This window comes from Flavobacterium succinicans LMG 10402 (assembly GCF_000611675.1).
Taxonomy (GTDB): domain Bacteria; phylum Bacteroidota; class Bacteroidia; order Flavobacteriales; family Flavobacteriaceae; genus Flavobacterium; species Flavobacterium succinicans.
On the sequence record NZ_JATV01000012.1, the window covers coordinates 104,397 to 115,728 of the forward strand.

At 34.3% G+C, this 11,332-nt stretch carries 9 protein-coding genes; 3 read left to right on the forward strand and 6 right to left on the reverse strand.

The features are described from left to right. Nucleotides 1–6: 6 nt before the first annotated feature. From AO58_RS0112740 to AO58_RS17270, 4 genes are all read right to left on the reverse strand, one after another. On the reverse strand, nt 7–549 hold the full coding sequence (locus AO58_RS0112740; protein ID WP_024982073.1) for a YceI family protein: 543 nt from the start codon (nt 547–549) through the stop codon (nt 7–9). A gap of 88 nt (nt 550–637) precedes the next feature. Next, nucleotides 638–1,183 (reverse strand): acyl-CoA thioesterase, encoded by a 546-nt coding sequence (locus AO58_RS0112745; RefSeq protein WP_024982074.1) that lies wholly within the window; start codon nt 1,181–1,183, stop codon nt 638–640. 3 nt (nt 1,184–1,186) lie between these two features. Continuing rightward, on the reverse strand, nt 1,187–1,552 hold the full coding sequence (locus AO58_RS0112750) for a hypothetical protein (RefSeq protein ID WP_024982075.1): 366 nt from the start codon (nt 1,550–1,552) through the stop codon (nt 1,187–1,189). Nucleotides 1,553–1,562: 10 nt separating this feature from the next. Then, a complete protein-coding gene (locus AO58_RS17270; RefSeq protein ID WP_035717779.1) occupies nt 1,563–2,927 on the reverse strand; it encodes a DNA recombination protein RmuC in 1,365 nt (454 codons plus the stop codon). 262 nt (nt 2,928–3,189) lie between these two features. On the opposite strand from AO58_RS17270, the gene cas9 reads away from it, so the two are divergent. Next, complete coding sequence (gene cas9 / locus AO58_RS0112760; RefSeq protein ID WP_024982076.1) at nt 3,190–7,527, forward strand: type II CRISPR RNA-guided endonuclease Cas9; 4,338 nt, start codon at nt 3,190–3,192, stop codon at nt 7,525–7,527. 2 nt (nt 7,528–7,529) lie between these two features. Next, nucleotides 7,530–7,670 (forward strand): hypothetical protein, encoded by a 141-nt coding sequence (locus AO58_RS18030; RefSeq protein WP_155959422.1) that lies wholly within the window; start codon nt 7,530–7,532, stop codon nt 7,668–7,670. 324 nt (nt 7,671–7,994) lie between these two features. Here the strand turns inward: AO58_RS18030 and cas2 are convergent, their stop codons facing one another. Then, a complete protein-coding gene (gene cas2 / locus AO58_RS0112775; RefSeq protein ID WP_024982077.1) occupies nt 7,995–8,324 on the reverse strand; it encodes a CRISPR-associated endonuclease Cas2 in 330 nt (109 codons plus the stop codon). Continuing rightward, nucleotides 8,315–9,208 (reverse strand): type II CRISPR-associated endonuclease Cas1, encoded by an 894-nt coding sequence (gene cas1, locus AO58_RS0112780; protein ID WP_024982078.1) that lies wholly within the window; start codon nt 9,206–9,208, stop codon nt 8,315–8,317. Before cas1 ends, cas2 begins: the two co-directional genes overlap by 10 nt. A 159-nt stretch (nt 9,209–9,367) precedes the next feature. On the opposite strand from cas1, the gene AO58_RS0112790 reads away from it, so the two are divergent. Further along, nucleotides 9,368–10,558, forward strand: a complete 1,191-nt coding sequence (locus tag AO58_RS0112790) for an alkaline phosphatase family protein (RefSeq protein WP_024982079.1) — start codon at nt 9,368–9,370, stop codon at nt 10,556–10,558. Nucleotides 10,559–11,332 lie beyond the last annotated feature (774 nt).

Genomic DNA, 11,332 nt, shown 5'->3' on the forward strand with positions numbered 1-11,332 from the left:
TGTTTTTTATTCTGTTAGCGTTACCTTGAGGGTGGTGCTAACTTGTTTTGATATTTTTGAGGTAATAATTACGGGTATTTTTATGTTAAAATCTTCCGTGTTTAAAATAAAAGTGGTAGAAAGCGATAGGCCATTGTTGGATTTGTTGATCCAAGCTTTGCAAAACACAGGCTTCGATTTTCCATGTATTTTAATGATGCCCTTAATGGTATATTCGTTGGGTTTTTCTGTAAGGGATTCATAATTTAATTTTTCTATTCTCCCAATAAAAGAGGCTTTGGGGTAGCGGTCACTTTCTAAATAATTTTCATTGAAGTGTTGTTGCATCAATGGGAGTTTAAACCGAAATTGTTGTATGTAAACGGTACAATTAATTTCATTTGTGGTTAAAATCACCGAACAAGATACTTCGTTATTTGTTGCTTTGATTTCTTCAAAAAAAGGTACAGAGGCTTCAAAATGAATCGATCCTTTGGTAGTTGACCATTCATTTTGAGCTTGCGCCAGCAGGCTGAACATACAGAGAAAAATCAAAGTGTTTTTTGTCATGTGATGAACAATAGGTTCACTTAAAGTTACACTTTATATGTATGTTGAGCAAATTAATTTTTTTTAACCGCTTTGTCTGTTAATGAAGTTATAATTCTAACTTAATATTGTATTTGGTTATGTTTTTTAGATTTTCTGGGGAATAAAAATCAAACACTTCTTCGTGTTCTTCGTGGATTTTTTTGAGTTCAATTTGCTTCAAACAATTGCTAAAACGGCGTACGTCATTTTCGGTTCTTAAAATTAAACCGGGTACGCTGACGCTTTTTCCTAATTCATTTTTGGCAACCATCGTAAAGTAAGACGAATTACAATGTTTGACAAGGCCTGTTTGTATGTTCTCGGATTCGACTCTAATGCCTACAATCATTGAACTTCTACCTACATAGTTCACTGAGGCTTTCATAGTGACCAATTCGCCCACTTCAATAGGTTGTAGAAAATTGACTGTATCAACAGAAGCAGTAACACAATAGTGTCCGGAAAATTTAGAAGCACTTGCAAAAGCAATTTGGTCTAGCAACGATAAGATATATCCTCCATGGATTTTACCGCTAAAATTGGTGTGCGAGGGGAGCATTAGTTCAGAAATGGTAATATGAGAAGCTGAAACAGATTTGAATATAGGGGTCATGAATTATCGATTATTAAATGGAGAGACTTCTTTTTGTACTGAGGTTATAAAAAAACGAGTTTCGCCCCACCACATAAAAGTGCGCTTTTTTTCTTCATAGGTTAAGCGAACATAATGACCTTGTAACACTTTTAAACTATCGATAACTGCTTTGTCTTTGTCTAAAACTGAAAAGCGAAAAATTTGTGCTCCCGAAATGCCTTGGCTCAATTCGCCTTCCCAAGTTTTGATGACCACACCTTTATGACTCAAACGGATTAATTCTCCAGAACGCACGCCATCGCTAACAGGAATGTAATAAATAAAGGCCATATAAATAGAAACGATTAGCACTCCAGTGAGTAGTAATAAAGCGGCAATTTTTTTCATCGGAATTCATTTAAAGGTTTGTTGAGTCAGCTTCGGCTCTTTTTAATACATTTTCTGGTAATGCCTTTTTGGCTTTGGCTCCCATTTTTTTTAGTTTTTCAACACTGGTGATCAGATTACCCTTGCCTTCTACTAGCTTGTTCATTGCGGCCCCGTATTCTGTTTTGCTTTCATCTATTTTTTTGCCAATTTTAATCAAATCGCCAACAAATCCTTCAAATTTATCATACAGAGCACCCGCTTGGCGCGCAATTTCTACCGCATTTTCTTGTTGTTTTTGGTTGGTCCACATGCTGTCAATGGTGCGTAATGTGGCTAATAAAGTCGATGGAGTAACGATCACAATATTCTTCTCAAAGGCTTTATTGTATAAGCCTGTATCTTCATTTAGTGCAATGGCAAATGCCGGCTCTATCGGAATGAAAAGCAAAACAAAATCAGGACTTTCCATCTGATACAAATCCTGATAATTTTTCTCACCTAATTGCTCTACGTGGCGCTTTATAGAGAGAATATGTTCTTTTAGATATCCAGCCTTTAAATTATCGTCTTCTTCATTAATGTATTTTTCGTAGGCGGTCAAAGACACTTTAGAGTCCACAATCATTTTTTTGCCGTCGGGTAGATTGATAACAACATCGGGAAATACTCTGCTTCCTTCAGAAGTAGTATGCGATTGTTGTACAAAATATTCGCGGTCTTTTTCCAACCCCGATTTTTCCAAAACCCTTTCCAATATGAGTTCACCCCAATTTCCTTGCATTTTACTATCTCCTTTTAATGCTTTGGTAAGGTTTAAGGTTTCTTTACTCATTTGAAGATTCATTTGTTGCAAACCCACAATTTGCTGACGTAACGCCGCGTGATAATCAATACTTTCTTTATGGGTATCTTCTACTTTTTTCTCGAATAACTGAATCTTATCTTGAAGCGGACTCAAGATATTCTTCATGTTTTCCTTATTCTGTTCGGTGAATTTATTCGATTTTTCGTCTAGAATTTTGTTGGCTAAATTTTCGAATTCTTTGGTGAATTTTTCTTGAAGTTGTTCTACTTCATTTTTTTGTTCTTTATGTCGTTCTAGTAAATTATCAAAATCTACCTCTTTTTTAGAAAGCTGAATGGCCAAACTATCTTTTTCATTTCGAATGGCTTCTTTTTCTTGAAGGCTACTTTGCAATTGTTTTTCGAAAGTAGTTTTATCGATTGTAGCTTGTTCTTTTTGTTGTTGCAGCAAATGTTGTACAGCATTGATTTTCTCTTCCAAGCTTATTTTTTGTGACTCAAAACGAGCTGAAAACAACAGTTTTCCTATGAAAAATCCAAGGCCAAGTGCAACGATAAAAACCAGTAAAAAAGAAAATAATTCAGACATAGAGGTGTTTTTTTTAGAAAAGTAAAAGTAAGAATTTAATATGGAGTGACAAGTTGGAGTTTGTCAATAAAAAAAGTCCCACCGAAGCAGGACTTAAGGTTTTCACCTACGGCATATAGCCTTATTGTGATAAGATTAAAGATTAGAAGTTTTAATCTGTGGTAAATGTAGGAAAAAAAACTTGAGTTCTTATGAGGAAAACCGTAATGTGATTAATTTATTTTTTCATAGCTTTAAAAATTCTTACAAAATAGAGTGTATTATGACAAAAATATTGGGATTGGATTTGGGAACGAACTCGATAGGGTGGGCGATTGTGGATAAAGAAGGCAATGAGTTTTCATTAGTGGATAAAGGAGTTAGAATATTTTCAGAAGGAGTGAAATCTGAAAAAGGTATAGAGAGTTCTCGAGCGGCTGAAAGAACTGGATATAGAAGTGCACGTAAAATTAAATTCAGAAGGAAACTTCGTAAGTATGAAACTTTAAAGGTTTTATCAAAAAATGGTATGTGTCCATTATCTCTTGACGAGGTTGAAGCATGGCGTAAATCAGGTTTTAAGCAATATCCGTTAAATCCTGAATTTTTAAATTGGTTACGTACAGATGACGTTCATAATATTAACCCCTATGTTTTTAGAGATAGGGCTAGTAAAACTAAAGTTACACTTTATGAAGTAGGAAGAGCGCTTTATCATTTGGCTCAACGAAGAGGGTTTTTAAGTAATCGATTAGATCAATCTGCTGAAGGTATAATTGAGCTTCACGCTCCAAACATTGAAAGTAGAATTGAAGAAACAACAACCATTAACGACTTAAAAATTGAAATCCAAGAATATTTTGAAGGCTTGGACATTTTGGATAAAAATGCGAAAGAGTTAGATGAGGGTGAAAAGAAGCTTAAATCTCTATATAATGCTTTAGATAAAATAATTAAAGCAAATGAATTTGAAAAAGCTAAAACAGAAATCATAGCTAGATTAAATTGGAAAGAAGACCAAGGAGCGGTAAAACAAGAAATTGGAGAAATTTCTCAAGCAATGAAGGATGGTTGCTTTGAGACCTTGGGTCAATACTTCTATAGTTTGTACAACAAAGGGAAAATAAGAAATCACTATACAGCCCGAGAAGCTCATTATCTTAATGAATTTGAAAAAATTTGCGAAGTACAAAAAATAAGTGCAATTGACATTAGTGAGAATATCCCTGAAAAAAGATATTCAGGATTGGCAAAAGAATTGTATCGAGCCATATTTTTTCAACGACCTTTAAAATCACAAAAAGGATTAATTGGGAAATGTTCTTTGGATAAAACCAAATCTCGTTGTGCTATTTCACATCCTGATTTTGAAGCGTATCGTATGTGGTCTTATCTTAATACGATTAAGATTAAAACGCCACAAGAAGAACAATTACGTTTTTTAACTATAGAAGAAAAGCAACAATTAATTCCAAAGTTTTTCAGAAAAAAAGACAACTTTAATTTCGAAGACCTATCCAAAGAACTTATTCCAAAAGGATATACTCCTGATTTCTATAAGTCTTCAAGTGCAAAAACTGCCTCGTATATTTTTAATTACAAAGCAATAGATAGTGTTGCTGGTTGTGTGGTTTCAGCCTCTTTAAAAAATGTATTAGGCGAAGAATGGAATACAAAAACATGGACATATGAAACCAAAAATAGTAAAGGCGAATTTGTAAACCGAGAGGTAGATTACAAAGATTTATGGCATTTGCTGACTGTTTCTACCTCCGATGCTTATTTAGAAGAATACGCAATAGAGAAATTAGGATTGGATGAAAAAAGAGCCAAATCATTTTCTAAAATCCGATTGAAAAAAGATTTTGCAAGTTTGAGTTTAAGTGCGATTAATAAGATACTTCCTTATCTCAAACAAGGGTTGCTCTATTCGCATGCGGTATTTATGGCGAATATTGAAAAGATTGTAGATGAAAACATTTGGAACAATCCAGAAGAAAGACTGTACATTCAAAATAAAATCGCTGAAATTATCGAGAATAATACTTTTGAAAACAGTAAATTAGAAATAGTTAACGGGTTAATTAAAGATAGTAAATTAAATAGTTGTTATTATTCTTTAGAAGCAGAACAGTCGTATAAAGAAGATTTAGTCAAAAAAGTAAATTCTATTTTTAAAGAAATCGATAACAAAGAAGCTATTGTCAACGATTTATTTCCAGTTTTTATAGAACAATTAAAGAAATACGAATACATTTCTGTTAAGCGCTTAGACGAGAAAGTATTGGAATTTTTAAAAGGTGAAAATGAAGATGGTGAAATCTATTGCACTAATCCTAGCAAGTTGAATAAACTTTTTCATCCATCAGATATTGATGTTTTCAAAAAGAAAGTAATTGAAGATGAGTTTGGTAATAAAAAAGTTGTTTTAGGTAGTCCATTAATTTCATCTATTAAAAATCCTATGGCAATGCGAGCTTTGCATCAGTTACGTAAAGTTTTAAACACTTTGATTATTGAAGGTTTGGTAGATGAAAAAACGCGAGTACACATTGAGTTAGCTCGAGAGTTAAACGATGCGAATAAACGAAAAGCAATTCAAGATTTTCAAAAAGAAAACCAAACCAAAAGAGAGGAATTTCGAAAAGAAATTAAGGCCTTGTATTTGGCTGAAATTAATAAAGAGATTGAGCCTACAGAAGATGATTTGTTACGCTATCAATTATGGATAGAACAGGATAAGAAAGAAATCTATGAGGAGGGTAAAAATATCAGTATCTGTGATTTTATTGGCGAAAACCCGAAGTATGATATCGAACATACCGTGCCAAGAAGTATCTCGCAAGATAATTCCTTAATGAATAAAACCTTGTGTAGCCAGCGTTTTAATCGTGAAATTAAGAAAAACAAAATGCCAATTGAATTGGCAAATCACGAGGAAATTATTAAACGTGTGGACCATTGGCGCATTGAAGCCGACAAACTTTCGTGGGAAATTGAACAGCTTTCAAAAGGTATAAAAGCCGCTGCAACCAAAGATACCAAAGACAGAAAAATAAGAAGAAGACATTTTTTAACATTAAAAAGGGATTATCTCAAGGGGAAATATTCACGCTTTGTTTGGAAAGAGCCTAAAGTAGGTTTTAAAAATAGCCAAATCCCCGACACTGGAATTATTACCAAGTATTCTCGAGCGTATCTAAACTCTTATTTTTCTCGAGTAGAAAGTGTAAAAGGGGGAATGGTTGCCGAATTCAGAAAAATATGGGGTATTCAGGAAAGTTATAGTAAAGACGGTAAAAAATATTACGTAGAAAAAGACCGTAGTAAGCATACGCACCATACGATAGATGCGATTACTATTGCTTGTATGACTAAGGACAAATACGATGTTTTGGCAAAAGCTTGGACAGATGAAGACAATGAAAACCTACCATTGGCTAGGAAATTATTAGCCGACTCGAAACCTTGGTCTACTTTCACAGAAGATATTAAGAAAATAGAGGAAGAAATCTTGGTTTCGCATCATACCCCAGATAATGTAAAAAAACAGGCGAAGAAAATAATTCGTATTCGTGGTCAAAAACAGTATTTGGCAGAAATGACCCAAGAAGAAAACGGTAAAAAAGTGCCTCAAAAAGACGAAAATGGCAAAATAATTTATAAATTAAATACTGACGGTAAGAGGATTCCTAGAGTCCAGCAAGGCGATACGGTACGAGGTTCTTTGCATCAAGATAGTATTTACGGAGCCATTAAAAATCCTTTGAATCCAGAAGAAATCCGTTACGTGATTCGTAAAGATATAGAAAGTATCAAGGCTACAGATGTTGAAAATATTGTGGATGAAGTGGTAAAAGAAAAAGTAAGAGAAGCCATTGCTAATAAAGTATTGCTCATTTCTTCCAATCCACAACAAAAAAATAAATTGGCTGACAATCAAAAAGTTTGGATGAATGAAGAAAAAGGTATTGCAATTAACAAAGTTAGATTGTATGCCAACTCCGTAAAAAATCCGCTGCATATTAAAGAACACAGTAATTTATCGAAATCGAGACACGAACACAAACAAAAAGTGTATGGTCAGAATGATGAGAATTATGCCATGGCAATTTATGAATTGGATGGGAAACGAGAATTTGAGTTGATTAACAATTTTACTTTAGCTAAATTGCAAAAAACAGGAGAAGGGTTTTATCCTTTATTCAAAGAAAAAGAAGTTAAAGGAAAAAAAATATTATATCCAATTGCTAAAAGCAATAATAGAGATGTTGTTTTGAGAAAGGGTCAGCAAGTTATTTTTTATGATAAAGCTCTTGAAAAACCTTTAGACATCAGTCATATCGATGATTTTACAGGGAGAATTTACATAATTGAAGGATTGTCAATCAATAGAGTTAAATCAGGAAACAATATTTATGAGTTTGGTGTAATTCAATTGAGATATTTTAAAGAAGCTAGAAAAGCAGATGACATTAAAAAGGATAAGTATAAACCAGATGGTGATTTTAAATTAGGTGAAAATAAACCGACAAGAAAAATGAGTCCAGGACAATTTAACGCATTTGTTGAGGGAATTGATTTTAAAGTATTGCCTTCGGGTAAGTTTGAAAAAATATAATTATGGAAGAATCAAAACTAACAAAAGAACAAATAGAGAAAATTCAAGCTAAATTGGATAGAACTTCCAAAAGTGGTTTAGTACAAAAACAAACTAAAGAAGAAATGTTAGCAGAATTCAAAAGGAAATTAAATATGGTATAGTTTTTTTATATCTACAAAGTTGGACTCACACTTGTGGCTTTGGTTGTATTTTTTTCTCCATCGGAATGTAAAAAAAAGTTGGAATTGCTCTTTGACATGAAGTTTTTTAAACTCTTAAACCACCAAACCACAACTGAAAGGTAGGGCATCCGCCCAGCAGGGATGCTATAGCTTTCAGTTGTGGTTTGATTAAAGATTAGAAGACACGATATTAGTTGGTTTGTTACCTTCTAATAATCAAGAGATTAATTTGGAATATCGTATAAAAAAACGCCTCTTTTTTGCCCTGATAAAGCAAGATTGAGGCATTTTTTATTTTGTAGATTAAAACAGTTCCAATTGTGTCGGTTGTGGAGCTTTTGGTACTTCGGCTTTGCCCCAGAAATTCATAATGTTGCCAAATTGTTTATCGGTAATACGCAGTATACTTACTTTGCCCATAGGAGGTAAGAGTTGGTGGATCCTTTTTTCGTGCACATCGGCACTTTCACTACTGGCACAATGCCGGATATAAACCGAAAATTGCATCATACTGAAACCGTCTTTGATCAAATGGCCTCTAAATTGTGAAGCGTTTCTTCTATCCTTTTTGGTTTCGGTGGGCAAGTCAAAAAATACAAATAACCACATAATTCGGTAGCCGTTTAAGTCCATAATTTAGGATATTTTATTTTCTTGCGTTCGCCAGTATAGCATTGCTGCAAGGAACTGGCGGTTTTTTGTAGCGCCACCATCAACGGACTCTTTTCGTCTTCAAAATAAACGGTTTGTGTTAGAATTTGCAATAAATCGGCTTTGATTTTGGTGTTGAGGTCTTGTTCTTCATACTGTTCTATGATTTCAAATACCTTTTCATCTACTAGCGGGCGAAAGGGTTCCATTATATCATCTGCCAAAGCAAAAGCATTGTATTTACTTTTATGATGAATGCCCAAAGTGTTCAATAATCCACTCCCCGAAAGGGCTCTTGCAGTGGCTGCTCGTAGAATGGCGTAACCATAATTGAGAAAATTATTAGGGTAGTCGCCAAATCGTTCCCTTTTGAAGGCGATGTCTGTAGTTTCAAAAAAGCTTTTCCAATATTGACTCGCAGCAACGCCTTCCATATTGCTACTATCGCCACTCAATACTTTGGAAGCCAAAAAATCCAAGGTGTTTTTTTGGCTGGTTAATTTGTGGAGTAAAAGACCTTGGTTAGTAATTTTTTCAATAATGGTCTGTTGCCACAACTGTTTTTTGAGGGGCAAGGAGGCTTCGATTTGATTTCTGAAGATTTCTTGTTGGATATGATGGCTATTCAAGTTTAAGAATTGTCCATTGGGTAGATGATTCTTATTGCAAATGATAACTGCCGAATTGTTCTCAATTAATAAATTCATAGCAGGAATACTAATATAAATTTCAGGATGATCCAAAACCAAAAAACCGATTTCCTCAATGGGCACCGTTCCTTCTCTAGTTTCTGATTTAACAATGAGCTGTAAATTTTTGGCTGAAATAGAAGATTTGTTTTCTATTAAAAGGGTCTTTTTTAACATGGGAATAAAAGTTTAAGTAGTTATTAATAAGTGTAATACTATCAAAACACATGCCTATCTCAAGTACGAGCATCAACCGCAGCTATTAACTGTGGTTGATTTTGGTTTGGATCGCTTTGTTTTGCTGTCTTGTTGTATCTTTGTGGACAAATTTTAAACATGAGAATACTAGTAATATCCATTTTTTTGCTTTCTTTTTGCAACGGGTTTAGCCAGAAGGTTGCCAAGCCCTATGTCGTTTTAGTGTCATTAGACGGATTCAGATGGGACTATCCCGATATATTTGATACTCCAAATTTGGATCGTTTGGCCCAAAATGGTGTAAAAGCCAAGTCCATGCAGCCCAGTTATCCTACCAAAACATTTCCTAATCATTACTCCATTGTCACAGGATTATACCCGGATCATCATGGAATAGTAAACAATAATTTTTATGATAAGGAGATACAAAAAGTATTTACCTTAAAAACGGCAGCCAAAAGAGAAGCGCATTTTTATGGAGGAAATCCGATTTGGAACCTAGCGGAACAGCAGGGAGTAAAAACCGCTTGTTACTACTGGCCCGGTTCGGATACAGGAGTAAAGAGTCCGAGTATCTTTAAAATATATGATGATACAGTAAGTTACGAAAGTCGTATTAATACCGTTATCGATTGGCTTAGTCTATCAGAATCCGAAAGACCACACTTAATCACCTTGTATTTTGATCAACCCGACAAAACTGGGCATGATTTTGGTCCTTTATCAGCCGAAAATAAAAAAACAGTTACTGAAGTGGATGCAGTAATTGGACAATTGATGCAGCGGCTTGATGCGCTTCCTATCGGTAAAGAAATCAATCTCATTGTGCTCTCAGACCACGGAATGGCATCAATTAGCAATGACAAAAAAGTAGCCATTCTCGATTACCTTCAACCAGAATGGTACGGATATGCTGCCGTAATCAATCCCATTATGAGTCTTGAAGCAAAACCAGAATATACTGAGGCTATTGCCAATGCTTTAAAAAAAGTGCCTAACATTAAATGGTATCCTTCGGCAAAAGTACCTAAGCGACTGCATTTTGGCGCCAATCCAAGAGCACTCGACTTTGTGATAGAGGCCGAGGAAGGATTTAGTTTGGTTTATAAACCCGATCAAAAAGTTAGCGGTGGTACACATGGCTATGATAACGACATACAAGATATGCAGGCAATTTTTTACGCTAAAGGGCCCAACTTTAAAACAGGAAAAAAAGTAAAATCATTTCGTAATGTTAGTGTTTATCCCTTAATTGCCGAAATTCTGGGACTGAAAACAGAAACAATAGATGGAGACTTGGCCGAGGTGAAAGCGATGTTGCGTAACTAATTTCCATTAGACTTACAATGTAGTTCATACATCATCCTTTCTACTGCACAAATCCTCAGGCTATACATTTAGTGCAATCGTGGTGTATACAATTGTTATGGCGTTCTCCTTATATATAGAGAAGTTTGGTTTTAAGCCAGAAGTTTGGTGGTACTATATATAAGGAGCCGGGCTATTCGCTACAAGTCCTCGACTAGTTTCGTTGTCACTACACTAGTCTGTGGGCTTTTCACTACTATCCCTAACGCGTAAAGTCGTATCTAAGCGCTAATCTTGTATATAGACTAATGCTTTATATGTATGGAGATAAAATAAATATAAAGAGAGCGGTTTTGTCCTCTAGCCTCAAACTCTATATTCTATACTGTAAAAGCTGTTTATACACTATATATACTGTATGGATAAAGTATAGATAGAGTATGAAAAGTGTATTTTACTAGTGATTTAGGATTAGTTGTTGAATAATGAAGTTTTTTCAATTCGTAAAGTTTGGGTTAAATAATGATTATCAGAGCTTTATTGAATTATTAAAAAATAAATCAAAAAAAGTTTTAAAAAGGGCTTGTTTAAACGAAAAAAGGGTCTACTTTTGCACCCGCAACAACGGCAACGTTCTTTTAAAAACTGGCAAGCGATTGATACAAAAGAAAAGAAATTTTCAAAATGAAGTTTTTTCAATTCGTAAAGTTTTGGTTAAATAATGATTATCAGAGCTTTATTGAATTATTAAAAAATAAATCAAAAAAAGTTTTAAAAAGGGCTTGTTTAAACGAA